Genomic DNA, 24,833 nt, shown 5'->3' with positions numbered 1-24,833 from the left:
GCAGTTCTGTGACGAGATCCGTATGTGGTGGCGGGTCGGGCGCTGTTGTCACCGCTGCCGGAGCCGTACCAGCGCCTCGTCCGTCCCCACCATCAGGTCGCCCTCCGCCGTGTAGGCGAGGGCGTTGGCCTGGCCGCCGGGGCGGAAGGTGCGCAGCCGGTCGTCCTCCAGGACCCGGTGCTCGACGAGGCCGTCGGCCCAGGCGACCGCGAGGACAGGGCCGCCGTCCGCCGTCGTCACCGCCAGCGCCACGACCGCGCAGTCCCGGGCGGCGACCGGCTCGGGCATGGGGTCCGTGTGCGGGGCCCACGCGCGTACGGTGCCGTCGGCGCCGCCCGTGTAGAGCAGGGGGACCGTGTCGCCCTCGGCGGAGACGGGCAGATCGGTTCCGGCGACCGCGGTGACGCGCCCCCGGTGCAGGGCGGCGGTGCGCGGCTCGGCGCCGACGGTCAGGACATGAACGGTTCCGGCGGCGTCGCCGAGCACCATCCGGCCCCCGGCGCCGCCGGTCAGGGCAGTGATGGTCTCCTGCTGACGCTCCGTGTACTCCCGTACGGCTTCGAGGAGTTGGCCCTGCGGGGAGGGGCCGTCCTCCAGGAGCGCGGCGATCCCGCCGGGCTTCGTGGAGTCGGCGGCCCGCTGGGTGTGCAGACGGCCGTGTTCGTCGAGGACGGTGACGGTGCCGTCGCCGTGCTCGGCGACGGCGCGCCCGCCGGGCGCGGAGTGCGGGAGGCGGCCGACGGCGGCGGCGGTCTCCAGGTCGAGCACGCGGACCGTGCCCTGGTGGTCGGCGACGACGAGCCGTCCGGCCAGGGGGCCGCTGCCTATTGCGGCGGAGCGGACCGGGCCGGGCCACGGCGGGGTCACGTCACCGCGCACCCGGTGCCAGACGACCGACCACGTCGCGTCCCGGGCCAGGGAGGTGAGCGCGGCGGGCAGCCGCGGGTCGCCCGCGTCGCCGAGGGCGGCGAGCAGGACCAGCGCGCGTTCGGCGACGGGCTGCTCGCGGGTGAGGGAGGCACCGGCGCGCAGCCAGGCGGCGCGTAGGCCGCCGTGGCTCTCCTCGGAGCGCTCGTAGGCGGTGGTCACCCGCCAGGGGTCGGCGGCGCAGACGGAGGCGGGGTCGTCCAGGTCGAACGACTCCTCCGGCTCGGGGTCCCGCGCCCCGGGCGGCTCGGGGTGCTCCGCGTCCCAGGACGCGCGGCGCGCCTCGTCGGTCCACCGCGGCTCGTCCAGGTCCATCCGCGCGCACGGTCCGGCGGTGAGCGTCCGCTCCCACGGCGTGCCGGAGCGGACCTCTACGAGGACGCGCAGGTGCGGCAAGGAGGCCAGGCGCAGCGCCAGTTCGGCGAGGGCGCCGGGCTCCTCGGCCGCGTGCAGGTCGGGCAGGGCGATGACGGTGCGGCGCCGGTCGGCGGCGAGCCCGGCCAGCAGGGCGCCCGGGGAACCGGCGGCGATCGACAGCTGTTCGCCGAGCATCCAGGCGGTCGTGGTCACGGTCTGGCCGGGCAGCGGTACGAAGCCGTGGACGCGGCGCTCGGTGACGGTGCCGGGCCGGGTGCCGTGCGCGATCAGCCAGGCGAGCAACTGCGACTTGCCGCGGTTCTCGGAGCCGGTGACCACGGCGAGGCCGGGGGCGTCCGGGTCGCCGAGCCAGGCGAGCAGGGCGGCCGCGGCGGGTTCGCGCCCGGAGGCGGGCCGGGACCAGGGCAGGGCGGGTTCGGCGGTCATGCGTGCACCTCTCCTGTTTCCCGGGCCGTGGTGGGGCGGGTCACCGCTGGTCCTGCTGGACGGCGTGCGTCATGAGCTCCTTGAGGCCCTCCTCGCGGGACTCCGCGGTGTCGCCGTAGTCGAAGCTGTGCGTGAACTCGGCGTGCGGGAGCACCGCTTCGAGCCAGGCCGCACAGTAGTGGCCGGGCATCATGCACGGTTCGAGCTCGCAGTAGACGCGGCTGACCTGTTCGGGCTCCACGCCCGCGGAGGAGAGCTGCTGCCACAGCTGCTCCTCCGGGTGCAGGCGGCCGGGGCCGGCCTGGGCGGTGACGATCTGCTTCGCGCCCTCCTTGTTCACGAACTCGAACGCGGAGGAGAAGGGGAAGTTGAGGGCGTGCCGCACGTCGTCGAGCACGCGCGACCACCAGTTCTCCCGGTCGGCCACGGCCTCCGGGTCGATCTGCCGGATCTCCTGGACCAGGGCGGCGAACGCCTCGGCGGCGGCCTGGAGCCCCTCGGAGGCGGCGATCACGGGCAGGGCGCGGTCCAGGGCGGCGGCGCAGTGGGTGAAGGCGGCGACGTCGGAGTTCACGAACAGGGCGGGCTCGCCGCGGCCGAGGAACAGGGCCTGCACGGAGCCGTCGGTGCGGACGCACAGGTGCGCCAGGCGGTCGGTGCCGATGCGCACCCACTCCGCCCAGTCGCCCTGAAGCGCGACGCCCCGGTGGCCGGTGAACATCCCGAGGGTGATCCCGTCGGTGTCGTCCGCCGCGATGAAGTACGGGCCGACGTGCAGCGGCACCCCGACCTGCGCGAGGTGGGCGCGGGCCGAGGCGGGCACGGTCCCGTACGAGGCGGGCACGCTGATGCGGCGCAGCCCCTGGGGACCGAACTGTGCGACGGCGGGGTCCGGGGGGAGCTCGGGCATCACAGACCTTCCATGGCGACGGACTTACCGGCCCCACCCTATGCGTCCGCGGTTCCGGCGACTGCCCCGCTGTCCATGTGGCCGGGGCCGCCCGGTTCAGCGGTGTGCCGCCAGGACCGCCGCCAGGCCCTCCCGCAGGTCCTCGACGAAGAACGCCGGGTTCTCCAGGGACGGGAAGTGGCCCCCCGTCTCCGGTGTCCGCCAGCGGACGAGCCGACGGTGGCGCTTCTCCGCCCACGGGCGGGGGCACTTCTCGGTGTCGCGGGGGTACATCGTGAGCGCCGACGGGACGTCGACGCGGAGGTCGGGGTCGAGGGAGTTGTGGCTCTCGTAGTAGATGCGGGCCGCCGACGCGCCCGTACGCGTCAGCCAGTAGAGGGTGACGTCGTCGAGGACGCGGTCCTTCGAGATCGTCTCGAACGGGCTGTCCTCCGTGTCCGACCACTCGGCGAACTTGTCCAGGAGCCAGGCGAGGAGCCCGACCGGTGAGTCGACGAGCGCGTAGCCGATCGTCTGCGGCCGTGTCGCCTGCTGCTTCGCGTAGGCCGCGCGGTGGAGCCAGAAGTGGCGGGCCTCCTCGGCCACGGCGCGGTCGGCCGGCGAGAGCTCGTCCGTCGACGAGCCGGAGGGCACCTCCGCGAACGTCGAGTGGATGCCGAGCACGTGATCGGGGAACCGGCCGCCGAGGATCGTCGTGATGTTCCCTCCCCAGTCGCCGCCGTGGGCGACGAACCGGTCGTAGCCGAGCCGTCCCATCAGCTCCACCCAGGCGGCCGCGATCTTCTCGGTCCCCCACCCCGTGGTGGCGGGCTTGTCGCTGTGGCCGAAGCCGGGCAGCGAGGGAGCGACGACGTGGAACGCGGGCGCGTCCGGGTCCTTCGGGTCGGCCAGGTCGTCCACCACGTCGACGAACTCGGCGACGCTGCCCGGCCAGCCGTGCGTGAGGATCAGCGGGGTGGCGTCCGCGCGCGGGGACCTGCGGTGCAGGAAGTGGATCCCCAGGCCGTCTATGACCGTACGGAACTGGCCGATCTCGTCCAGGCGCGCCTCGAAGGACCGCCAGTCGTACTCCGTGCGCCAGTACGCGACGAGATCGATCAGGTCGGCGAGGGGGACGCCCTGGCTCCACCGGCGGGGGCCGGGCGGGGCGGGGTGGACCGTCTCGGGCTCCGGCAGGCGCGCCGCAGCCAGGCGGGCGCGGAGTTCTTCGAGGTCGGCGTCGGTCGCGCGGAATGTGAACACGTGCACGTCTTCGGTCGGACGGGACATGTGACCTCCAGGCCATACATGGAACCGGCTAAGACGGTTCTAGCAAGGTTTTCCGCCCTGCCGCAACCGTCTAAGGTGGTTCCATGCGTGGTGAGTTTCCCGAGTTCCGTCTCGGCAAGGTGCTGGCGACCAGCTTCACGGCGACGCTGACGGAGCGTCATGGCGCCGCCGTCGAGCGCGTTCCCACACCTCAGCGCCTGATCGACTGGTTCGCGGTGTACGGCCTCGCCGTGGACTCCTGCACACCCGCCCAGCTCGATCGCGCCCGTGAACTCAGGGAGTCGATCCACGCCGCCGCGACAGCCGCCGCGCTCCACGACGCCCTCCCCGCCCCCGCCCTCCAGGTCATCAACGACTGCAGCGCGCAAGGCCGGGCCGCGGCCGCCCTCTCCCCCGGGGGCGAGCGGCAGTGGCGGCTCCTGTCGGCGTCCCGCGTGGAGGACGCCCTCAGCGTGGTCGCCGCCGACGCGATCAGCGTCATCGCGGGCGAACGGGACGGGAAGCTCGCGCTGTGCGCCTCACCGACGTGCCGGGCCGCCTTCTTCGACACCAGTCAGAGCCGCACCCGCAAGTGGTGCGACATGAACACGTGCGGCAACCGCCAGAAGAAGGCCCGCTTCCACGCCAACCAGCGCAAGAACCTCAGCTCTTGACGGAGGTCACGATGCGCGACGCCGCCTGCGCCGGGGTGAGGTGGGTCGTGTCGATGACCTCCGCCTCGGCGTGCAGCCATGTGCGGGACGCCTCGGCGTAGGGCCGCAGGTGGGCGAGGCGGAAGGCGGAGGGGCCCATGACCGTGTCCCCCTCGATGCGTCCGCGCAGGGTCTCCTGATCCGCGTGGAGGACGAAGTGGTGCACGGGGATGCCGTGCCGGGCGAGGCCCGCACTGATCTCGCGCCAGTACTCCTCGACCAGGACGGTCATGGGGACGACCAGGGTGCCGCCGGTGTAGTCGAGGACGCGGCGCGCGGTCTCGACGACCAGGGTCCGCCACGGCGGCCAGTGCTGGAAGTTGTCCGTCTCGGGCAGCCCCGGCCTGATGTCCATGAGCGTCTCGCCGACCTTCTCGGCGTCGAACACCCGCGAGTCCGGCAGCAGTCGCTGCACGAGCGGGCCGGTGGTCGTCTTGCCCGCTCCGTGCGTCCCGTTGAGCCATACGATCATCCGCCGACGTTAGCCGCGCGCACGTCGTCAGCCTGTGCCGGCCGCGTCACGGAACGGGTACGTCCGGTCCGCGCGGGCCGGGCCGGGGCGGGTGGCGGCGTGTGCCCTCGTCGGGTGGCGGGCAAGTGAGTACGCAGCAAGTCGAGCAAGCATGTACGCACAAAGGAGGTTGCCGCCATGAGCGCTCCCGCCATGCCGTTCACGGAGCGCATGACCTGTTCCCAGGCGCGGGCCGAGACCAGTACGGCCGTGCTCCCCCTGTGCGAGGGCCTGCCACGCCACCAGGCGCGCCGGCTGCACGAGGACGCGCTGCTGATCGCCAGCGAGCTCGCGGCCAACGCGCTGCGCCACGGCGGCGGCATCACCCGCTTCAGCGCCTGCGTCCACGAGAACGTGCTGGTGGTGCAGGTCAGCGACCGCAGTGAGCGAGAGCCGCTGCTGCTCCCCCACGACCCCACCGTGCCCGGCGGTTTCGGCTGGCTCATGGTGCGCAACCTGGCCCGTTCGGTCAGCGTCGAGCGGCATCGCGGCGGGAAGACCGTCAGCGCCGTGCTGGCGCCTCCCCTTCGTACTTGATTGCGCTCGCGCGCACAGCGATGAGCCCCGGCCGTCTGTCCGGCCGGGGCTCATTGCTCGCTTGCTTACGCGCGTCTATCCGTGGGTCACCATCGGTACCAGCGACCCTTGCGGCCGCCACTCGCGGCGGGCCGGATCACGAAGCCGAGCAGCCACACCACGAGCACGATGATGGCGATCCACCACAGTGCCTTCAGTGCGAAGCCCGCGCCGAAGAGGATGAGAGCCAGAAGAAGGACCAGAAGCAGGGGAACCATAGTTATTACCTCCTGGCACTCGTTTGCTCTTATCCCGTCCCTACAAACACACAAAGGGCACGTTTCTTTCACGACCGCCAGGGCATGCGGTCCGGTTTTCAAGAACACACGTGTGCACGGCTGTGCAAGGGGCACCCGGGTGATGAGCAGGCCCGCACTACGCCCCCCGTTGGCGGGTCTGCCAGTGGCTCGGGCGGGCGGCACCTGTCGGGTGGTGTCCAGGGGTCGCCGCCCGCCCCCGCCACACTCCGCGCAGACGCCCCGCTGGCGGGAATAGCCCGGGCCGGGCAAGGTTGATCACACCATGACCTCACACGCGCACACGGAATTCGGGCGGATCGGCATCTGGAGCAGCGCGCTCAGCGTGCAGCGGGCCGAGACCGCGGAGGAACGCACAGGCATCGCGGAAGCGCTCGCCGAACTCGAGACGCTGGGCTACGGCACGGTCTGGCTCGGCGGGAACGCCTCCCCCGAGGACGCCGCCGCCGCGCTCGCCGCCACCCGTACGATCACCGTGGCCACCGGCATCCTCTCCATCTGGGAGCACACGGCACAGGAGGTCGCCGGGCGGATCGCGGCCGTGCCGGAGGAGGACCGCGACCGTTTCGTCCTCGGTCTGGGCGTCAGCCACGGCCCGATGGTGAAGGGGTACGCGAAGCCGTACAGCGCGATGGTGGAGTACCTCGACGCGCTCGACGCCGCTGTGCCGCCCGTGCCCGCCACCCGCCGTGTCCTCGCGGCGCTCGGCCCCAAGATGCTCCGCCTCGCCGCCGACCGCGCGGCCGGCGCCCACCCGTACCTGGTCACCGCCGAGCACACGGCGCAGGCGCGGGAGGCCCTCGGCCCCGACGCGCTGCTCGCGCCCGAGCTGTCCGTGGTGGTGGACACCGATCTGGGCCGGGCCCGTACCACCGCGCGCGCCATGCTGGACATGTACCTGCGGCTGCCCAACTACACGGACAACCTGCTGCGCCTCGGTTTCTCCGAGAGCGACTTCGACGGCGGCGGCAGCGTCCGGCTGCTCGACGCCCTCTTCGCGCTGGGCGACACCGATCAGGTGCGGGCGCGGACGAAGGAGTACCTCGACGCGGGCGCCGACCATGTCGCGCTGCAAGTCCTCACGTCCGCCGAGGACGGGCCCGGACTGCCCCGGGCCGAGTGGCGGGTCCTGGCCGAGGCGTTCACCGACTGGCTGTAGCGCCCGGCGCGCCGATGTCCTTCTCGAACCAGTGGTGGGCGTACGGCTCGTCGTTGAAGGCGGGCACCTCGCGGTAGCCGCTCGTGCGGTAGAGGCGTACGGCGGCCTCCAGCGCCTTGTTGGTGTCGAGGCGGACGCGGTCGCTGCCGTGCCGGGCGGCGCGCTCCTCCAGCTCGGCCAGGAGGCGCCGGGCGAGGCCGAGGCCGCGGGCCCGGGGGCTGACCCACAGCCGTTTGATCTCCGCGGGCGCGCCGGGCGGGAGCTTGAGCCCGCCGCAGCCGACGGGTTCGCCGTGCAGCCGGGCCACGAGGAACAGGCCGCGCGGCGGGCGCAGTTCGCCGGGGTCGGGCAGCAGGCTGTTTCCCGGGTCGAAGCCCTCATCGAACAGGTCGGCCAGCTCGGCGGCGTAGGCGCGCAGGCAGTGCGCGGCGTCGGCGTGGCCGGGGTCGACCGTTTCGAGGGAGACCACGGAGGCGGTGAGCAGGCGCTCCACCTCCGCCATGGCCGAGGTCAGTCGGGTCCGCTGGCGGGCGTCGAGCGGTGCGAGGAGGGAAGCGGCGAGGGCGTCACTCCGGTCGTCGAGGTGGGCGCGCTCCTCGCGTCCGGCGGCGGTGAGCCGCGCCGTGCGGATGCGCCGGTCGCGGGGGTGGGGCGCGACGGTGACGAGGCCGTCGCTCTCCAGCGCGCGCAGCAGGCGGCTCACGTAACCGGAGTCGAGGCCGAGGCGGTCGCGCAGGCTGCGCACGTCGTGGGCGCCGTCGCCGCCGAGTTCCCAGAGCAGTCGGGCCTGTCCGTAGGGGCGTGCGCCGCCGAGGTACTGGTCGTGCAGTACTCCGACCCGCTCGGCGACGGTCCGGTTGAAGCGTCGTACCTGGGTCACGTGAACCTGCTCGCTGTCCATTCTCTGACCTTAGTCAGAGAATGGACGGGAGGGCAGGCTCAGTTCGCGGGCCGTTCTCAGATGCCGCAGGTGGACGCCGACCAGTAGCGCGAGCTCTGGCTGCCGAGGTGGGCGTGGTCGCTGTGGCCCGGGTAGCCGGGGCCGAGGATCTCGTTGAAGCCGTGGTTGCGGGCCTGCTTGACGATCTCGCAGAACGACGGTGATCCGACGAGGTCGATGCCGCGGCCGTAGAGGTGGTTGCTGTTGGCGGCGCCGCCGACGGCGTTGTTGCAGGCGGTGGAGCGGAAGCCGCTGCTGGTGGTCAGCGGGCGGTCGCCGAGGGCGTGGCGCAGGGCCTCCAGCTTCCACATCTGCTGGAGTGCGTTGGCCTTCGCGGAGGCGGCGGAGACCGCGCCGCCGGACCAGTCGGAGTTGCAGCGGTTCATCTCCGCGTAGGTGAAGTGGACCGGGGTGCAGTCGTTGTCCTGGAGTGCGTAGAGCTTGTCGAAGGTCTGGGTGCCCGCGATGCCGTCGGCCGAGAGTCCGTACGCCTGCTGGAAGCGGGTGACGGCGGCCTTGGTGGCGGCGCCGTACTGGCCGTCGACGGCGAGGACGGCGCCGTAGCCGGGGTATCCGGCGACTCTGATCTGCAACTGGCGCACGTCCTCCCCGCTGGCGCCTTGGCTCAGGGTGCGGTTCCAGGTGTAGCAGCCGTCGGCGTGGGCGGTGCCGGTGGTGGCCGCGGCGCCGAGCACCGTCAATGAGGCGAGCATGACAAGGGTGAGCAGGGCGCGCAGGTGCCGTCTGAACACAGTGCCGAACACAGTGCCTCCCGTGGCGTGGGGTGCGGGTGTGAGAGGTGCCGGTTTCCCTGACACTGCCGGGCCCGCGCTACGCGCGTCAATAGGGCCGCCCGCCCCTTACCCTTACGCCGCTGACGCCCATGCACTGACATGCTGCTCCCATGCGCGTACTGATCGTGACGGCAGGGAGCTGGGGCGACGTCGCCCCCTACACCGGTCTGGGCGTGCGGCTGCGCGCCGCGGGTCATGACGTGGCGCTGGCGACGCACGAACGGTTCCGGTCCGCGGTGACCGCGCACCGGCTCGGCTTCCGGGCGCTGCCCGTGGACCCGCGCGGCGAACTGGCGTCGGCGGACGGCCAGGGAGTGGCCCGCGCGGTCAACCCGGCCGTGCAGATGGCCCGGCTGATCCGTATGGCGCGGGCGTTCATGCCGGCCCTGACGGCCGGGGTCCACGACGCTGTGCGGCAGGGCGCCGACGTGCTGCTCAGCTCCACCGTCACCGAGCCCATGTGCGCGGCGCTCGGCGAGGCCCTGCGCGTTCCCGTCCTCGGCGCCCACCTCCAGCCGATCCACCCGACGACGGCCTTCGCCCCGGTCCTGACCGGCGCCCGTTCCCTCAGTCCGTACGGCAACCTGCTCGGCGGTCACGCCCTGCGCGCCGGGACCGACCGCATCTTCGCCCCGGCCGTCCGCGCCCTGCGCCGCGAACTCGGCCTGCCCCCGCGGGAGCTGCACCATGTGTCGACGCGGCAGGTGCTGCACGGCTTCAGCCCGCACGTCGTGCCCCGCCCGCGCGACTGGCCCGACGGGCACCGCGTCTGCGGGTACTGGTGGCCCGCGATCCCGCCGGACTGGCGGCCCGAACCACGGCTCGTCGACTTCCTCGCCTCGGGCCCGCCGCCCGTGTTCGCCGGGTTCGGCAGCTTCGTCACCGCCGACGCGGAACAGCTGAGCGACATGATCGGCGAGGCGCTGCGGCGGGCGCGGGTGCGCGGCGTCGTCCAGGCGGGCTGGAGCGGCCTGCACGTCGAGAACGACGACATCATCACGGTGCGTGAGGTCCCGCACGCCTGGCTGCTCCCCCGCATCGCCGCCGCCGTCCACCACGCCGGTGCGGGCACCACCGCCGCCGGACTGCGCGCCGGTGTCCCGGCCGTCCCCGTCCCCGTCCAGCTCGACCAGCACTTCTGGGCCGCCCGCCTGCACGCGCTCGGCGTCTCCCCACGCCCGGTCCGCCACCAGCGCCTCACCGCGCACCGACTGGCCGACGCGATCACCGAGGCCGTACGCGAACCAGCGCTGCACGGCCGAGCCCGGCACATCGCCGCGCGCCTCGCCGAGGAGGACGGGGCACGCCCGGTGCTCGACGCGCTGGAACGACTCGGCTGAGACCGGCCGGCCAAGGCCGCCAGGACCGGGGACAGGGGCTAGCGCGTAGGTCTCCGACATGTGGCTGTCGTCGCGGTGGACAAGCGTGTCGGCCACCACCAGTACGGGGCACGTCCGGGGCGCGCGTACGACCGGCCGCCCGGGTCGACCGTCTCGGGGGCCTAAAGGGGCGGCTAGGGCAGACCCGCCGGTTGTTTCGGGCCCGTCGGGTCGTCCGGGGTGATGTCCGGGTGGAGGGTGGGCGTCGGGTGCGGTGCGAGGCGGGGCTGGGGCAGGTGGGCCGTCAGGGGGCCGTCCTCCTGCCTCCACCGGCGCGTGAGCCGCATGTAGCCGACGATCACCGAGACCATCGAGAGGATCATCAGCGGGCCGAAGACCCAGGGGTGCTCGGCCATCGTCAACGACAGGTAGCGGTACGCGAGCAGGAGCGCGGTGAAGACGGCGGCGCCGTAGGCCACCAGCAGCGCCCCCTCCCGCTTCCGGTCGCGGTCGAAGGTGCGCAGGGCCGTCTCGATGGTGAGCGTGAAGACGACCCCGGCCACGATGTCCGCCCCGTAGTGGTAGCCGAAGCCGAGCGTCGCGGCGAGCGTGGCGACCAGCCAGAACGCGCCCACGCACCGCAGCAGCAGCGGCCCCCTGCGGGAGTGCAGGAAGATCGCGGTGGACCAGGCGGTGTGCAGGCTGGGCATGCAGTTGCGCGGCGTGATGTCGTCGAACGGTATCGCGTGCGGGGCGGTGAGCGCCGGCAGCGTGTGCGGCCACAGGTTCGCCGCGGCCCAGATCCCGCCTTCGGTCCCGTACGCGTAGACGGGCCCGACGACCGGGAAGATCATGTAGATGCCCGGCCCGAGCAGGCCGATGACCAGGAATGTGCGCAGCAGGTGGTGGCGCGGGAAGCGGCGCGCCGTGGTCACGTGGCGGAGCTGGTACAGGGCGACGACGACCGCGCACGCCGCGAGCTGGACGTAGACCCAGTCGAGGAGGTGCGCGCCGACGGTGCCGCTCGCCTCGACGAGCCGGCCGACGAGCCACGAGGGTTCGCCGAGCGCGTGGTCGGCGACGGCCACGTACGGGTCGAGCACCGTGGGCTTGGTCTTCCACGTGATCATCAGCCACGTGTCGCCGGTCTTGCGTCCCGCGACGAGGAGCAGGGCGAGGCCGACGCCCTTGAGGAGCAGGGTGCGTTCCTCGCCCTTGCGGCGGGTCAGGGCGATGACGCCGTGGACGAGGGTGACGATGAGCGCCCCGTTGCCGAACATCATCTTGGCGTCGACGATCCACCGTACGAGCCAGAAGACGACGTCGATGCCGACTGCCGCCCCGAACGCGACGAGGCGCTGCCGCCGGTTCAGGACGACCATCATCAGCGCCATGCTGACGTACAGCAGGGGCCCCGACGCCGGAGCGAAGATCAACTCTCGTGCCCCGAGGGTGAAGGGCCCGGACTCGCCGTAGCGGCGCGCGACGATCTCCAGCGTGACGAGGAAGCCGAGCGTCACGACCCCCGCCGTGATCCACAGCGGGGTGCGGAGCCGCCGCCACGCGTCGGAGCCGCCGCTGCCGTGTCCTCGCGCAAGCTCAGGTGTAACCGTTGATCTCAATTTCTCGCCGCTTATTCATGTGTCCGACATGTGACCAAGTCGGCTCACCCTACCGGGCGATGTGGACACACACATATGGGCTGACAACCTGCTTGACGCGGGAAGGCCGCGTTCCGCCGTCAGCCGCCCTCGTGCAGCGGAAATCCGTCCGTACGTGTGACGCGGCGCCCGGCGTCCACGGCGAACACCTCGCAGCCGGGCAGCGCCGCGGCCCACGTAATCCCGTCGGCGCCCATCGCGAACGCCGCCGTGGCGACCGCGTCCGCCTCGGTGAGGGTGGGGGCGGCCACCGTCACGCTGAGCAGGTCCGTGGCGGGGCGCCCGGTGCGACCGTCGACGATGTGGTCGCCGCGCTCGTAGCGGGCGGAGGTGGCGACCGCGTGGTCGGTGAGGTCGAGCACCGCGCACAGCTTGTCGGCGTGGTCCGGGTGGCGTACGCCTACGCGCCAGGGCCCGCCGGAGACGACGACGTCACCCCCGGCGTTGAGGCAGAACCGTCGCACGCCCGCCGCGCGCAACGACCGCGCGGCGCGCTGCACCGACCAGCCCTTGACCACCGCGCACGGGTCGAGGCCGCGCCCCGGCAGACGGGCGTCGAACGCGCCGCCGGTCGCGAGCCGGTAGCGCTCGCACAGGTCAAGGACTTCCGTGAGGTCGTCGCTCAGCTCGTGCGGCGCGAGCTCGCCGCGGCCGTGGGACGACACCTCGCTGTCGGGCCTGAACGGGCTGAACCGTGCGTCGACCTCGCGCAGCCACGCGAAGACGGTGTCGGCGAGGTCCTCCGGTACGTGCTCGTCGTCGATCCGCAGTGAGACCGGGAACCCCATGACGTGTTCCACGCGGCGCACGTCAGGCGCCCTTCGCGTCGAGGGCCGCCTGCAAGGACTCCGCGTAGGCGTCGCTGGTGATCGTGGCTCCGGTGACCGTGTCGACGTCGGCGCTCTGCACTTCGAGCGTGTGCACGACCAGTTTCGGCACGGCTGCCGTCGTCTGCGGATGGTTCGGCTGCTTGAGCAGTCTCACCGCGGTGATCCTGTCGCCCTCGACGGTGACCTGGACCTGCACCGGGCCCTTCTCCGTCGTGACGGTCGGCCCGGTGACGATCCGGGACGACGAGGCTCCGGTCGAGGTGGAGGGCGACGCCGAGGGGGCCGGGGCCGTGGGCTCCGCGACCGTCGTCGTCCCGCCACCGCCGACGGAGGGCTCGTGGCGCCAGACGGCGACCAGGCCCACGATGCTGAGCGCGACGACGGGGACGGCCCGGGGGATGGTTCGCTTCACGTGTGCTTCCTCGTCCTCATTCTCATGTGCCTCATGCGCCCGTTCTGGTTCCCGTTCTCGTTCCTGGCCTCGTCCTCGTCAGCCCGCCAGACTGAACCGCTCGAAGTGGATCTGCTCCTTCGGCACACCCAGGTCGCCGAGGGTGCGCAGGACGGCGTTCATCATCGGCGGCGGCCCGCACAGGAAGACGTCCCGGTCGGCGAGGTCCGGCACGAGACGGGCCAGTTCGCGCGGCGCGAGACGGTCGGGGACCGGCGGGCCCGTCACCAGGTGCAGCTCGGCGCCCTTGGCGACGGCGAGGTCGCGCAGCTCCTCGTACAGGACGGCGTCGCGTTCGGAGGTGACGCGGTAGACGACGACGGTGTGGCCGTCGAGCTCCTCCAGGAGCGCGCGGATCGGGGTGACGCCGACGCCGCCCGCGACGAGCAGCGACTCGGTCCGTGTCCGGCGCAGGGTGGTGAAGGCGCCGTAGGGCCCCTCGGCGAAGACACGTGTGCCGGGTTTCAGATGGCGCAGGCTCGCGCTGCCCTCCCCCACCGCCTTGGCGGTCAGGCGCAGGCTCCGGCCGTCGGGTGCGGCGGAGAGCGAGAACGGGTTGGCCTGCCACCAGCGGTCCCGGGTCAGGAACCGCCACAGGAAGAACTGGCCCGCCCGGGCCGGCAGCCGGTCGAGGTCGCGGCCGGTGATGTGGACGGAGACGACCGTGTCCGACTCGGGGACGACGGCCGCGACGCGGAACTGATGGCGCTGGTTGCGCCACAGCGGCAGGGCGACCCGGCCGACGAGGACGGCGCCGAGGGCCGCGCCCCACAGCGCGTACCAGTACGCGGTCGCGGTGGGCGACGTGGTGAAGGTCGTACCGACCGCGACCTGGTGGGTGAAGGCGAGGACCACGGCCACGTAGGTGTACAGGTGGATGAAGTGCCAGGTCTCGTAGGCGAGACGGCGGCGGGCCCAGCGGGCGGAGACCGCGCCGACGACCAGGATGAGGCCGAGGGCGACGACCGCGCGCAGCACGCCCTCCGTCGTCTCCGCGAGGTCGACGAGTTCGGTGACGGGCCCGACGCCCGTGCCGTCCGCGTAGCCGAAAGCGATGAAGACGACATGGGCGAGGAGCGACCACAGCAGCGCGAAGCCGGTCCAGCGGTGCCAGCTCGTCAGCCGGTCCATGCCGATGCGGCGGTCGAGCCAGGGCAGCCGCGCGACGAGGACCAGTTGGAACGCCATGATCAGGGCGCTGTAGAGACCCGTGAAGCGGCCTACGACGATGAGCGCGTTGGAGGCGAAGCCCGCCTGGGCGAAGAACCAGGCGACGACGGCCACGTTGGCGGCGAGCACCGTGCAGAGGCCCGTGCGGGCCACCGCTCCGGGGCGTATGCCGGTGGGCGGCGCGGAGGGTGACTGGACGGTCGTCACGGACGGCAGCTCCTGGGAGGTTTCTCGGTGAGGGCGGTTCGAGCTTGGCCCGCGGAAGCTGTCGGGAAGCTGTCGGACTGCTGACAACTCCTTATCAATGAGTCCGCTGTGTGAGCCGGGGCATACGGCCCGACCTGCGGGATGGCGCAGTATGAGCGGGTGGAAAAAGTACGCCTCCTGGTCGTCGACGACGACCCGCCGATCGCCGATCTCGTCGCGACCGTCGCTCGCTACGAAGGCTGGGACGCCGTCACCGCGAACTCCGGCGAGGAGGCGCTCGGGCTGGCCGCCGAGTTCCGGCCGGACATCGTGGTGCTCGACCTGATGCTGCCCGGAGTGGACGGCTTCGGGGTCCTCGACCGGTTGCGGGCGGCGGGCACGATGGTGCCGGTGGTGTTCCTCACCGCGCGGGACGGCGTCGCCGACCGGGTCGCGGGGCTCACCCGGGGCGGCGACGACTACCTGGTCAAACCGTTCGCGGTGGAGGAGCTGATGGCGCGCCTGCGCACCGTGCTCCGGCGCAGCGCCGGGCCGCACCTCCAGCGGTCCGTGCTGCGGGTCGGCGAGCTGTCGATCGACGAGGACACCCACGAGGTGCGCCACGGCGACAGGTCGCTCACCCTCACCCCCACCGAGTACGAGGTGCTGCGCTTCCTCATGCGCAAGTCGCCGGCCGTGATGACGAAGGCGCAGATCCTCGACCACGTGTGGGAGTACGGCTTCGGCGGGCGTTCGAACGTCGTGGAGCTGGTCGTCAGCCGGTTGCGCCGCAAACTCGACGACAGCGGGGCGCCGTTGATCCACACCGTGCGCGGGTTCGGGTACGTCATACGGCAGGCGGGCGAGTGATCCGTGCGCGGCGCGGGCTGGAGACGGTGCGGCGCGGGCTGGGGAAAGTGCGGCGGGCGTACCGGCGGCTGCGGCTCGGCACCCGCCTCGCGCTCGGCCTCGGGGCGCTCGCCCTGGTCGTGTTCGCCGTCGTGGGCACGGCCCTGACCACGTACATGCGGGACTATCTGACGCACCAGCTCGACGACCAGCTCGGGCTCGCGCAGGTCGCCCAGTCCAAGAGCATCGCGCGGAACGGCACGCTCCAGGGCAAGAAGTACTACCGCTGGTACTACGCCGTGTACGACGTGTCCGGCGGCACCGCCGAGCTGCGGACGCCCGAGGAGCGCGGGGACCTGCCCCGTGACATCGCGCCGCTCACGTCGCTCGCCGAGAAGCAGGTCTCCGACCGCACGGAGGTGCTGCGCACCGCGCACCTCGACGGCGACGGCGAGTACCGGCTGCGGGCCTGCGCGGTGGAGCCCGGAGTCGTCCTGGTCAGCGCGGCGCCGACCCGCGACATCGACGACACGCTGCGGCGGCTGATCGGGGTCCAGGTCGTCGCCTTCGCGCTCGCCCTCGCCGCGCTCGTGGAGTCCGGCCGGCGCATGCTGCGGCGCGGGCTGAACCCGCTCAGCGACATGGCGCACACTGCCCACGGCATCGCCTCGCACGACCTCACCGAGTCCGCGGCCCGGCTGCCGATCCGCGCCGACAAGCGGGGCGGCGGGCCCGAGGTCGAGGAGTTGCGGGCCGCCTTCAACACGATGCTGGAGCACATCGACGACTCCCTCGCCGTCCGCGCCGAGGCCGAACAGCGCCTGCGCCGCTTCGTCGCCGACGCCTCGCACGAACTGCGGACCCCGCTCATGTCCGTACGCGGCTACGCGGACCTCTTCCAGTACGCCGCCGCCAACGCGCCCGAGGAACGCGACAAGCACCTCGCACGGTTGCGCGCCGAGGCCGCCCGCATGGGGGTGCTCCTCGACGACCTGCTGCTCCTCGCGCGGCTCGACGCGGCCGAGATGGACGCGCCGCTGCGGGTGCGGGACGCGGACCTCGTGGAACTGGTCGAGGAGGCGGCCGCCGCGTTCCGGGCCGCGCATCCCGACCGGCCGCTCACCGTCACCGTCCCGCCGCGCGCGGCACCGCTCCCCCTCCGCGTCGACCCGGACCGCATCCGGCAGGTCCTCGACAACCTGCTCGCCAACGCGGCCGTGCACACACCTCCGGGTACACACGTGTGCGTGGAGGTCGCCCAGGAGCGGGACACGGCGGTGGTCCGGATCGAGGACGCGGGCCCCGGCATCCCGCCCGCCGACCGGGCCAGGGTCTTCGACCGCTTCTACCGCGTCGACAAGGCCCGCACCCGCGCACGCGGCGGCAGCGGCCTCGGCCTCTCGGTGGCCCGCTCCCTCACCCACGCCCACACCGGCACCCTCACCCTGACGAGCCGCCCGGGCTCAACGGTGTTCACGGTGCGGTTGCCGGTGCCCTGAGGGGGGCGGTGCGGGTGACTGTGACTGTGCGGGTGCGGAGGGCGCCTTCGTCCTCAGCCAGCGGTGCAGAGCGGTGAAATCGCTGTCCGTCAGCCCGTGACGCGGGTCGACACGATGAGCGAAGGCCCGTCCCGGCTGCTCCGCGTCGAGCCAGAGCCGGTCCCGGTCGCTGATCTCGTCGTCCACCCAAGCGAACGGACGCCCGTCGGCCCAGTCGACCAGGGCGCGGGTCTTCCAGTGCAGCCCGACGACTTGATCATCGTCCTCGGCGGAATCCGGCCACTCCACGAGCGGCAACTCGGGCAACCCGAGCCATGGAGCAACACACTCGTTGGCCTCGACGCCCCATGTGGTCGCCCACACCAACGTGCAGGGCAGCGCCAGCAGCCGTGGTCCAAGAGCTGGGTCGATCCGGCTGACGAGCGGATTCGTGCCGGCTCCGCGCGGCGGGCGCGCGGGCTCGTAGACCGGGTAACCGGCGGGCATCTCCTCCCGCGTGGCCCCGAAGGGGATGAGCGGCCCGTCGACGTCGAGGAAGAGCAGGGGCGGCGTGGATGTGGACACGCGGTCAACCTAGCGGGCGGCACCGAGGTGTGGGCGGGCACGACTGGCGCCTGGTGGGCTGGGCACACATGTGCTCAGGCGGCGGTAGGTTCCGGGCCGGGGCGGTCGGGTGTGCCGCGTTGTCGTACCGCCCGGCGTTCGGTTTCCGTGGTGCCGCCCCAGATGCCCTCCACCGCACCGGCGTTCATCGCCCACCGCAGACACGGCCGTACCACCGGGCAAGTCCGGCACACCTCCTTGGCCTCCTCGGTCTGTACGAGGAAGGCGAAGCTCGTGTTGTTGCCGATCGGGAAGAAGAGATCGGGGTCCAGGCCCCGGCACGCGGCTGACTCACGCCAGCCCGTTCCGTACGGGTTCACCTCGTGCCGGTCCATCCGATTCCTCCTGCACGGCTCACGGTCCCTCTCCGTTCATGACCGGTCGATCAACCGTTTCGTGACATCGGCCTCGACAAGCTGCGCCGCCGGAGTCGTACGGCTCCGTAGACAGTGGCCCGCCCCGCGCAGCACACTGTCGCAACTGTCCAGCCGTGCAACACCGTTCTCCTCTTGGAAGGACTGTCATGCGGCATCTGTCACGTCTGGGAGCCGTCGGCGCCGCGTGTGCCGCGCTCGCCCTCCCCGTCACCACCGTCACCGCCACCACCGCCCAGGCGACCCCCGGCGGTCCCGGCGTCACCGCGAAGCTCATCGCCAGCAAGACGGTGGGCGACCGGGACTACATCCTGCGGGAGATCACCATCCCGCCCGGCCAGGGCACCGGCTGGCACTTCCACGACGGCACCCTGTACGGCTTCGTCAGACAGGGCACTCTCAGCCACTTCGACGCGACGTGCGCCTCCGACGGCGTCTACCGCAAGGGAAGCACGATCACGGAGCCGTCCGGCGCGGACCATGTGCACCTCGGCCAGAACCGTGGCACCACCGATGTCGTCCTGGATGTTCTGTACGTCCTGCCGCACGGAGCCCCGTTCGCCGAGGACGCCCCCAACCCGGGGTGCGACTTCGAGTGACGACACGTCAGTACTGGCGCTGGACGCGTCCGTGGCGCGAGTCCTCCTGGAGGAAGAACAGCGCCACCTCCGCCTGGAGCCGGTGGAGCGGCCGGTCGAGGTCGAGCCGGGTGAGTTCCCTGATGCAGCGCAGCCGGTAGGTCATGGTGTGGCGGTGGATGAAGAGGCTGCGGGCGGCGGGCGCGGAGCGCAGCCCGTGGGTCAGGTAGGCGCGCAGCGTCTGTACGAGGTGTGCGTTCTGCGCGTCGGTGTAGAGCGGCCCGAGGCAGGTGGTGAGGAACTCCTCGCGCAAGGCGGGACCTTGGTCGAGCGCCGGGAGGAGCGGCTGGATCTGCCGGGTGTCGACGAGCGGATGCCCGTAGTCGCGGGCGAGGCCCGCGCAGATGCCGGCGTGGCGGGCGGCCCGTTCCGGTGAGTCCTCCACGGCGGCGAGCCCGCTGGGCGGGAATCCGTCGGGCAGGACGGGCCGTTCGTGCTGGTAGGCAATGAGCGTACGGTCGACGGCCGCGGCCAGGGTGCGAGGGTTGGCGTTCCGGAGCGTACGGGCGGCCTCTTCGGCGTGCGCGGCCGAGTCGAGGCGGCTGACGAGGCACCAGCGCAGAGGTGCGCGGACGAAGCCGGGCAAGGCCGGGAGGACTGTGTCGCCGCCGGCCTTGGTCAGTGCGCGGACGACGGCCTCGAACCCCCGGTCCGCGTCCGGCGTGAGCGAGGCATGGGCCCGGGCGGCGCGGTGGGCCTCGGTGAGCGCGGTGACGGCGGGTCCCCAGTGGCGACGGGTCACCGCGTCGAAGGCGCGCATGACGGCGGCCGCGTCCTGCGCGGGCCGTGTGAACCGCGTTTGTTCGGCGACGAGTTGACGCAACACCACGACGCAGGTGTGCTGCACCGCGACGGCGTCCTCGGGGCGGGTCTCCCCACGGGCGTACGCCTGGCCGAGCCGGCGGAAGCGGCGGTTCTCCTCGGCGGGCGGGAGGGCGCCCGCCAGAACGTCGAGCCACAGGTGGAGGTCGTCCACGGCGTCGGCCAGGGACGGTGATCCGGGAGATGCGGGGATCGCGCACTCGGCGATGCGGGTGACGAGGGCGGGGCGGGTGTGCTGGAGGCGGCGGACGATCTCGCGGAGCGGTGCCGTGCGGTGGTCGGTCGCCGTGCGCGCGGACTGAGGGGGAATGGTCATACGCTTCCCTGCCGTTGACGGGGCGGTGCCCTGGAGAAGTGCGGCATATGCCACCTTAAAAAGGCACCGTCCGGGCCGGTCAGGACCGTACGGGTGAAACGGCCGGTATGACGACCTGCTGGTCTCTGACGACCTGCTGGTTGAGGAAGTCGGCCATGTACCGGGCCTCGGCCTCGACCGCCTTCCGCTCGGCGGTGGTGAAGGGGCGCAGGGGGCTGATCTCCGGGCGGCCGTCGCGTACGGTCCAGGTCGCCGCCACGCGGCCGTCGACGAGGACCATGCGGTGCCCGGCGACGGACAGGCCCAGGTGGGCGTCGTCGATGATCCGGCTCCGGTCGCGGTAGCCGAGGACGGCGTTGTCGAACGCCGGGAGGAAGCGGACCGGCGCCGGGGTGTCCGGATCGGGGCGCGGCGCGTCGGGCAGGTCGAGGAGTTCACGGCCGCGTTCGTCGCGGAAGGTCACGAGCTGGTCCCGTACGGCCTTGACAGCGGCGGGGAGACCGGCCAGGCCGCACCAGGCGCGCAGGTCGGCGCTGGAGGCCGGGCCGTACGCGGCGAGGTAGCGGAGCAGGAGTCGCTGTCCGACCGGGTCGGTGGCGTGGTCGAGGCCGTCGGGGTGATCGGGGCCGTCGTCGGGCAGGGGTGCGATGTCCTGCCCCAGCCAGGTGGCCAGGGACAGGTTGCGTACGCCGGCGGTCCGCCGCCACAGCCCGCGGGGCGGGAGCTGGGCCATGGGCACGAGGGCGGCGACGAGCAGTTCACCGAGGGCGCGGCGGGGCGGGCCCGGCCACCGGTCGCGGACGGCCTCCACCAGCTCGCTCATGGTGCGGGGCCGCCCGTCCGCCATGACCGCGCGGCCCGCCGCCGCGACCTCCTCCAGGTCAATGCCCTCCAACTCGCGCCGATAGGTTCCGAGGACGCGCTGACGCAGCATCGTGTCGTGTCGGGCCCGCCACGAGAGCGCGTCCTCGGCCGTCACGAGGTGGACGGTGCGGCGCATGAGATGGGTGCGGACGACGGCGCGGCCGGTCAGTGCGTCGTCCAACTGACCGGGCTCGAACGCGGCGACCCTCGACCACAGGCCGATGAACGGCTCCTGGGGCTCCTGCGCCTGCAACCCGCACAGGTGGGCCACGGCCTCGGGCACCGAGAAGTGGGCACGTGTGAGCAGGTGTTGGCGGGCGAGGGTGGCGCGATTGAGGGCGCGGCGGTCGAGCACGGTCATGGGGTTCTCACACGTGTGGGTGCCGATGTGTTGGGGTTCGGGTGTGTTGGGGTTCGGGTGTCGAAGTTCGGTTGTACCGGGCGGACGCGCTCAGCCGTTGTAGGGCGCGGCGACGTCCAGGACCCACGTGACGCCGAAGCGGTCGGTGAGCATGCCGTAGAGCGGCGCCCACGGTGCGGGCTCCAGCGGACGCACGACGTCCGACCCCTCGGCGAGCCTGCCCCACAGGGCCGTGATCTCCTCGGCGTCATCGCCCCGTACGGAGACGAAGAACGGGTTCTCGCCCTGGCTCCAGGGGAGGTGGGACGGCACGTCGTAGGCCATGACGTGGAAGCCGTTGTCCCCGGCCACCTCGCCCCACATGACCCACTCCGCCTCGCTCTCGTTCCCGACGGCACCCGCGTCCTTGTAGGTGACCGCGACGGTGTGCCCACCGAAGACGGAGCGATAGAAGTCCAGTGCGGCGCGCGCGTCGCCGCGGAAGTTCAGGTGCGTGGTGGTGGTGACGGACATGTCGGGCTCCTTGCCTCGGTGGGACTGCGCCTCGCAGCGACTCATGTGTCACTATGGCGGCGGTACAGGACAGGTTGTGTCCGCTACTCCTGCCGGTTCTCCGGTTCTCCGGTTCTCGGGTTCTCGGGTTCTCGGGGAATGGTCCGCAGCGTTCGACTGTGACAGCGAGGCAGCAGCACATGCAGAAGACGTCCGCCCGGCTCCTCGCTCTGCTCTCCCTCCTGCAAACACCCCGGGACTGGTCCGGTGACGACCTCTCCGCGCGGCTCTCCGTCACCCCGCGCACCGTGCGCCGCGACATCGACCGCCTGCGTGAACTCGGCTACCGGATCACGACCGTCAAGGGCCCGGCCGGCGGCTACCGGCTGGACGCCGGGACCCATATGCCGCCGATGGTCTTCGATGACGGTCAGGCGGTCGCCCTGGCCGTCGCGCTGCGGACCGTGACCGCCGACGCCACCGTCGCCGAGGACGCCGCCCGCGCCCTGGCCACCCTCCGCCAGGTCATGCCCCCGCGCCTGCGCCGACGGATCGACTCCCTGCGCGTCACGGCCGTCCGGCCACCCGAGACTTTCGCCGCGCCGCAGTTGGACGGCGAGACCCTCCGGGAGCTGAGCCGCGTGATCCAGGCCCGTGAGGAGCTGCGCTTCGCCTACGCACCGGTCCCAGGACCGGGCACGGCCGAAGCGGACGACCGGGCCGGGGCGGCCACCGCCGTGCGCCGGGTCCAGCCCCATCACCTGGTCACCTGGGCGCACCGCTGGTACCTCGTGGCCTGGGACCTCGACCGCGAGGACTGGCGCATCTTCCGCGCCGACCGCGTCCGGCCCCGTACGCCGACGGGCCCTCGTTTCGCGGCGCGGGAAGTGCCGGGCGGCAGCGTCTCCGCCTTCGTCACCAGCCGTTTCCGCGGCAATGACGGCACCAGCACGGACTGGCCCTGTCAGGGCGAGGTGATCCTGCACCTGCCCGCCGCCGATGTGGTGCCCTTCGCGGGGGACGGCATCGTCGAGGAGTTGGGGCCGCGCCGATGCCGGTTGACTCTCGGCTCCTGGTCGTGGACCGGGCTCGCCTCCGCGCTCGGCTTCTTCGGCGCCGACATCGAGGTCGTCGGCCCGCCCGAACTGCGTACGGCGTTCGCGGAACTGGCGGCCCGCTACGCCCGCGCCGCCAACGCCCCGGAGTGACGCGCCGCGAGGCACCATCCCAGGCCCGCCCCCACGACGTACCAGAACAGGTCCGGCGCGTTGAACGTCGCGCCCAGCAGCGGCCGCAACACCTCGGGGATACCGACGATCTGCGACAGCTCTACGGCCCAACTGAACCCGAGGCCGACGCCCGCCACCACGACGGGCCGCAGCCTGGGCGCCACCATGATCACAACGGCACACACCAGCACCGTGTACAGCGCGTCCCCCGCGTACTTCGCGAACGGCCCGCCCGTCCACGCCCGGATCCCCAGACCCGCCGCGACCGTCACCACGGCGACACCGGCACCCCACCACCGTCTGCTCATGCCCGGACGATACGCGGCGCGGACACCCGGTCCCGTACGAAGGTCATGCCGCCCCGGCGCTCACCGCACCACCCACCCGGCGACGACGACCACCCCGGCGCCGACACCCGTGCACACCATTCCGCACACCCGCCGCCGCAACACCCGGTACCGCTCCTCGTACTCGTCCCGCAGCGACCGGGCCCGGCGCGCACACCATTGCCAACCGTCCCGGCGCAGCTCCACATAGGTCGCGGCATATGTGTCGCGGACCTCGGCGGCCTGGGACTCCGTCAGCCATGGCAGGCGCGCGACGAAGCGCTCGGCCGCCGCCCGGCCCTCCGTGCGGGCCGCCTCCACCATCAAGTAGCCCTCGATCTCCTGGATGGTCACCGCCCCACCGCCACCTGCCCGCGCGCGGCGGCGTCGCTGTCACCGGCGCTGTCGCTGTCGTGGCGCAGGTCGAACGCCGGGGACTCCGAGCGGATCCTGGGCAGCGCCACGAAGTTGTGCCGGGGCGGCGGGCAGGAGGTGACCCATTCCAGGGAACGCCCGTACCCCCAGGGGTCGTCGACGCCGACCGGCTCGCCGTACTGCGCGGTCCGCCACACGTTGTAGAGAAACGGCAGGAACGACATGCCGAGGACGAACGAGAAGATGGTCGAGACGGTGTTGAGTCCGGTCAGCCCCTCCACGGCGAGGTAGTCGGGGACGCGCCGCAGCATGCCCTCGGCGCCGAGCCAGTGCTGCACGAGGAAGGTGCCGTGGAAGCCGATGAACAGCGTCCAGAAGGTGATCTTGCCGAGCCGTTCGTCGAGCATCTTGCCAGTGAACTTCGGCCACCAGAAATGGAATCCGGAGAACATGGCGAAGACGACGGTGCCGAAGATGACGTAGTGGAAGTGTGCCACCACGAAGTAGGTCTCGCCGACGTGGAAGTCCAGCGGCGGCGCCGCGAGGATGACACCGGTGAGGCCGCCGAAGGCGAAGGTGATGAGGAACCCGATCGCGTACAGCATCGGGGTCTCGAACGACAGCGAGCCCTGCCACATCGTGCCGATCCAGTTGAAGAACTTCACACCTGTCGGCACCGCGATCAGGAACGTCATGAAGGAGAAGAACGGAAGGAGCACACCTCCGGTGACATACATGTGATGCGCCCACACCGTCACCGACAGACCCGCGATCGCGATGGTCGCGCCCACCAGGCCCGAGTAGCCGAACATCGGCTTGCGGGAGAACACCGGGATGACCTCGGAGATGATCCCGAAGAACGGCAGGGCGATGATGTAGACCTCCGGGTGTCCGAAGAACCAGAAAAGGTGCTGCCACAGCAGCGCGCCGCCGTTCGCCGCGTCGAAGACATGCGCCCCGAACTTGCGGTCCGCCTCCAGCGCGAACAGCGCGGCCGCGAGCACCGGGAAGGCCAGCAGGACCAGGACGCCGGTGAGCAGCACGTTCCAGGTGAAGATCGGCATCCGGAACATGGTCATGCCGGGCGCGCGCATGCACACGATCGTCGTGATGAAGTTGACCGCGCCGAGGATCGTGCCGAACCCGGACAGGGCCAGACCCATGATCCACATGTCGGCCCCGACGCCCGGCGAGTGCACGGCGTCCGAGAGCGGCGCGTACGCGAACCACCCGAAGTCGGCGGCCCCCTGCGGCGTCAGGAACCCGCCCACCGCGATCAGCGAACCGAGCAGATAGAACCAGTACGCGAGCATGTTCAGGCGCGGGAACGCCACGTCCGGGGCGCCGATCTGCAAGGGCATGATCCAGTTGGCGAACCCGGCGAACAACGGCGTCGCGAACATCAGCAGCATGATCGTGCCGTGCATCGTGAACGCCTGGTTGAACTGCTCGTTCGACATGATCTGCGTGCCGGGACGCGCCAGCTCCGCCCGCATGAACAGGGCCAGGACACCGCCCAGACAGAAGAAGGCGAACGCCGTGACCAGGTACAGCGTGCCGATGGTCTTGTGGTCCGTGCTGGTCAGCCACGTGACCCACCTCGAAGATCTCATGCCCCGTACGTGTCCG

At 72.0% G+C, this 24,833-nt stretch carries 27 protein-coding genes; 8 read left to right on the top strand and 19 right to left on the bottom strand.

Features of this window, described 5'->3' with window-relative positions; translation table 11 throughout:
• Positions 1 to 48 precede the first annotated feature (48 nt).
• The 3 genes from ABZ877_RS01445 to ABZ877_RS01435 form a co-directional block, all read right to left on the bottom strand.
• Complete coding sequence (locus ABZ877_RS01445; RefSeq protein WP_361062372.1) at positions 49 to 1,731, bottom strand: hypothetical protein; 1,683 nt, start codon at positions 1,729 to 1,731, stop codon at positions 49 to 51.
• A 40-nt stretch (positions 1,732 to 1,771) separates the two neighbouring features.
• Positions 1,772 to 2,641, bottom strand: a complete 870-nt coding sequence (locus ABZ877_RS01440; RefSeq protein WP_361062369.1) for a nucleic acid/nucleotide deaminase domain-containing protein — start codon at positions 2,639 to 2,641, stop codon at positions 1,772 to 1,774.
• A gap of 96 nt (positions 2,642 to 2,737) precedes the next feature.
• Entirely contained in the window at positions 2,738 to 3,910 is a 1,173-nt protein-coding gene (locus ABZ877_RS01435; RefSeq protein WP_361062366.1) for an epoxide hydrolase, read from the bottom strand.
• An 83-nt stretch (positions 3,911 to 3,993) separates the two neighbouring features.
• Between ABZ877_RS01435 and ABZ877_RS01430 the strand changes: the two genes are divergently transcribed.
• Positions 3,994 to 4,563, top strand: a complete 570-nt coding sequence (locus ABZ877_RS01430; RefSeq protein WP_361062363.1) for a CGNR zinc finger domain-containing protein — start codon at positions 3,994 to 3,996, stop codon at positions 4,561 to 4,563.
• Here the strand turns inward: ABZ877_RS01430 and ABZ877_RS01425 are convergent.
• Positions 4,553 to 5,074 (bottom strand): AAA family ATPase, encoded by a 522-nt coding sequence (locus ABZ877_RS01425; RefSeq protein WP_361062360.1) that lies wholly within the window; start codon positions 5,072 to 5,074, stop codon positions 4,553 to 4,555. The two genes, ABZ877_RS01430 and ABZ877_RS01425, sit on opposite strands and share 11 nt — an antisense overlap.
• Before the next feature lie 177 nt (positions 5,075 to 5,251).
• On the opposite strand from ABZ877_RS01425, the gene ABZ877_RS01420 reads away from it, so the two are divergent.
• Entirely contained in the window at positions 5,252 to 5,650 is a 399-nt protein-coding gene (locus tag ABZ877_RS01420) for an ATP-binding protein (RefSeq protein WP_361062357.1), read from the top strand.
• Between the two features lie 86 nt (positions 5,651 to 5,736).
• Here the strand turns inward: ABZ877_RS01420 and ABZ877_RS01415 are convergent, their stop codons facing one another.
• Positions 5,737 to 5,907, bottom strand: coding sequence for a hydrophobic protein (locus ABZ877_RS01415; protein ID WP_361062354.1), 171 nt, complete (start codon positions 5,905 to 5,907; stop codon positions 5,737 to 5,739).
• A 304-nt stretch (positions 5,908 to 6,211) separates the two neighbouring features.
• On the opposite strand from ABZ877_RS01415, the gene ABZ877_RS01410 reads away from it, so the two are divergent.
• Positions 6,212 to 7,105: an LLM class F420-dependent oxidoreductase gene (locus tag ABZ877_RS01410; RefSeq protein ID WP_361062351.1), complete on the top strand. Its 894-nt coding sequence runs from the start codon at positions 6,212 to 6,214 to the stop codon at positions 7,103 to 7,105.
• On the opposite strand, the gene ABZ877_RS01405 is transcribed toward ABZ877_RS01410, so the two are convergent.
• Both ABZ877_RS01405 and ABZ877_RS01400 read right to left on the bottom strand, forming a co-directional pair.
• Positions 7,089 to 8,006 carry a helix-turn-helix domain-containing GNAT family N-acetyltransferase gene (locus ABZ877_RS01405; RefSeq protein WP_361062348.1) on the bottom strand — a complete coding sequence of 306 codons (918 nt, stop codon included), beginning with the start codon at positions 8,004 to 8,006 and terminating at the stop codon, positions 7,089 to 7,091. The genes ABZ877_RS01410 and ABZ877_RS01405 overlap by 17 nt on opposite strands.
• A 56-nt stretch (positions 8,007 to 8,062) precedes the next feature.
• Entirely contained in the window at positions 8,063 to 8,797 is a 735-nt protein-coding gene (locus ABZ877_RS01400; RefSeq protein ID WP_361062880.1) for a D-Ala-D-Ala carboxypeptidase family metallohydrolase, read from the bottom strand.
• A gap of 152 nt (positions 8,798 to 8,949) precedes the next feature.
• Here ABZ877_RS01400 and ABZ877_RS01395 point away from each other — a divergent pair, with 152 nt between their 5' ends.
• Complete coding sequence (locus ABZ877_RS01395; protein WP_361062345.1) at positions 8,950 to 10,179, top strand: glycosyltransferase; 1,230 nt, start codon at positions 8,950 to 8,952, stop codon at positions 10,177 to 10,179.
• 173 nt (positions 10,180 to 10,352) lie between these two features.
• Here ABZ877_RS01395 and ABZ877_RS01390 read toward each other — a convergent pair whose 3' ends face one another.
• The 4 genes from ABZ877_RS01390 to ABZ877_RS01375 all read right to left on the bottom strand — a co-directional run bounded on the left by ABZ877_RS01390 (position 10,353) and on the right by ABZ877_RS01375 (position 14,477).
• Complete coding sequence (locus ABZ877_RS01390) at positions 10,353 to 11,699, bottom strand: phosphatase PAP2 family protein (protein WP_361062877.1); 1,347 nt, start codon at positions 11,697 to 11,699, stop codon at positions 10,353 to 10,355.
• 200 nt (positions 11,700 to 11,899) lie between these two features.
• Positions 11,900 to 12,607 (bottom strand): FAD:protein FMN transferase, encoded by a 708-nt coding sequence (locus ABZ877_RS01385; protein WP_361062874.1) that lies wholly within the window; start codon positions 12,605 to 12,607, stop codon positions 11,900 to 11,902.
• Between the two features lie 22 nt (positions 12,608 to 12,629).
• Positions 12,630 to 13,061, bottom strand: coding sequence for an FMN-binding protein (locus tag ABZ877_RS01380; RefSeq protein WP_361062342.1), 432 nt, complete (start codon positions 13,059 to 13,061; stop codon positions 12,630 to 12,632).
• 78 nt (positions 13,062 to 13,139) lie between these two features.
• Entirely contained in the window at positions 13,140 to 14,477 is a 1,338-nt protein-coding gene (locus ABZ877_RS01375) for a ferredoxin reductase family protein (protein ID WP_361062339.1), read from the bottom strand.
• A gap of 159 nt (positions 14,478 to 14,636) precedes the next feature.
• On the opposite strand from ABZ877_RS01375, the gene ABZ877_RS01370 reads away from it, so the two are divergent.
• On the top strand, positions 14,637 to 15,326 hold the full coding sequence (locus tag ABZ877_RS01370; protein ID WP_361062336.1) for a response regulator transcription factor: 690 nt from the start codon (positions 14,637 to 14,639) through the stop codon (positions 15,324 to 15,326).
• A complete protein-coding gene (locus ABZ877_RS01365) occupies positions 15,323 to 16,804 on the top strand; it encodes a HAMP domain-containing sensor histidine kinase (RefSeq protein WP_361062333.1) in 1,482 nt (493 codons plus the stop codon). The genes ABZ877_RS01370 and ABZ877_RS01365 overlap by 4 nt, the downstream gene beginning before the upstream one ends.
• Here ABZ877_RS01365 and ABZ877_RS01360 read toward each other — a convergent pair.
• On the bottom strand, positions 16,769 to 17,368 hold the full coding sequence (locus tag ABZ877_RS01360; RefSeq protein ID WP_361062330.1) for an HAD domain-containing protein: 600 nt from the start codon (positions 17,366 to 17,368) through the stop codon (positions 16,769 to 16,771). The two genes, ABZ877_RS01365 and ABZ877_RS01360, sit on opposite strands and share 36 nt — an antisense overlap.
• A 74-nt stretch (positions 17,369 to 17,442) precedes the next feature.
• Entirely contained in the window at positions 17,443 to 17,742 is a 300-nt protein-coding gene (locus ABZ877_RS01355) for a WhiB family transcriptional regulator (protein ID WP_361062327.1), read from the bottom strand.
• Positions 17,743 to 17,930: 188 nt separating this feature from the next.
• On the opposite strand from ABZ877_RS01355, the gene ABZ877_RS01350 reads away from it, so the two are divergent.
• Entirely contained in the window at positions 17,931 to 18,380 is a 450-nt protein-coding gene (locus ABZ877_RS01350; RefSeq protein ID WP_361062324.1) for a cupin domain-containing protein, read from the top strand.
• 7 nt (positions 18,381 to 18,387) lie between these two features.
• On the opposite strand, the gene ABZ877_RS01345 is transcribed toward ABZ877_RS01350, so the two are convergent.
• The 3 genes from ABZ877_RS01345 to ABZ877_RS01335 form a co-directional block, all read right to left on the bottom strand.
• Positions 18,388 to 19,557 (bottom strand): helix-turn-helix domain-containing protein, encoded by a 1,170-nt coding sequence (locus ABZ877_RS01345; RefSeq protein ID WP_361062321.1) that lies wholly within the window; start codon positions 19,555 to 19,557, stop codon positions 18,388 to 18,390.
• Positions 19,558 to 19,636: 79 nt separating this feature from the next.
• Positions 19,637 to 20,782, bottom strand: a complete 1,146-nt coding sequence (locus ABZ877_RS01340; RefSeq protein WP_361062318.1) for a winged helix DNA-binding domain-containing protein — start codon at positions 20,780 to 20,782, stop codon at positions 19,637 to 19,639.
• A 90-nt stretch (positions 20,783 to 20,872) separates the two neighbouring features.
• Complete coding sequence (locus tag ABZ877_RS01335) at positions 20,873 to 21,295, bottom strand: VOC family protein (protein WP_361062315.1); 423 nt, start codon at positions 21,293 to 21,295, stop codon at positions 20,873 to 20,875.
• A 179-nt stretch (positions 21,296 to 21,474) separates the two neighbouring features.
• On the opposite strand from ABZ877_RS01335, the gene ABZ877_RS01330 reads away from it, so the two are divergent.
• Positions 21,475 to 22,482: a WYL domain-containing protein gene (locus ABZ877_RS01330; protein WP_361062871.1), complete on the top strand. Its 1,008-nt coding sequence runs from the start codon at positions 21,475 to 21,477 to the stop codon at positions 22,480 to 22,482.
• Here ABZ877_RS01330 and ABZ877_RS01325 read toward each other — a convergent pair.
• Genes ABZ877_RS01325 through ctaD form a run of 3 tightly spaced genes read right to left on the bottom strand, consistent with a single transcriptional unit; the run spans position 22,452 to position 24,817 of the window.
• Positions 22,452 to 22,811 (bottom strand): DUF2809 domain-containing protein, encoded by a 360-nt coding sequence (locus ABZ877_RS01325; protein ID WP_361062312.1) that lies wholly within the window; start codon positions 22,809 to 22,811, stop codon positions 22,452 to 22,454. The two genes, ABZ877_RS01330 and ABZ877_RS01325, sit on opposite strands and share 31 nt — an antisense overlap.
• A gap of 60 nt (positions 22,812 to 22,871) precedes the next feature.
• Positions 22,872 to 23,183 (bottom strand): hypothetical protein, encoded by a 312-nt coding sequence (locus ABZ877_RS01320; protein WP_361062309.1) that lies wholly within the window; start codon positions 23,181 to 23,183, stop codon positions 22,872 to 22,874.
• Positions 23,180 to 24,817: a cytochrome c oxidase subunit I gene (ctaD, locus tag ABZ877_RS01315; protein WP_361062305.1), complete on the bottom strand. Its 1,638-nt coding sequence runs from the start codon at positions 24,815 to 24,817 to the stop codon at positions 23,180 to 23,182. Before ctaD ends, ABZ877_RS01320 begins: the two co-directional genes overlap by 4 nt.
• Between the last annotated feature and the right edge of the window lie 16 nt (positions 24,818 to 24,833).

Source organism: Streptomyces sp. NPDC046939, assembly GCF_040644575.1.
In the GTDB taxonomy this organism is placed as follows: domain Bacteria; phylum Actinomycetota; class Actinomycetes; order Streptomycetales; family Streptomycetaceae; genus Streptomyces.
This window is presented reverse-complemented; position numbering and strand designations above follow the sequence as displayed.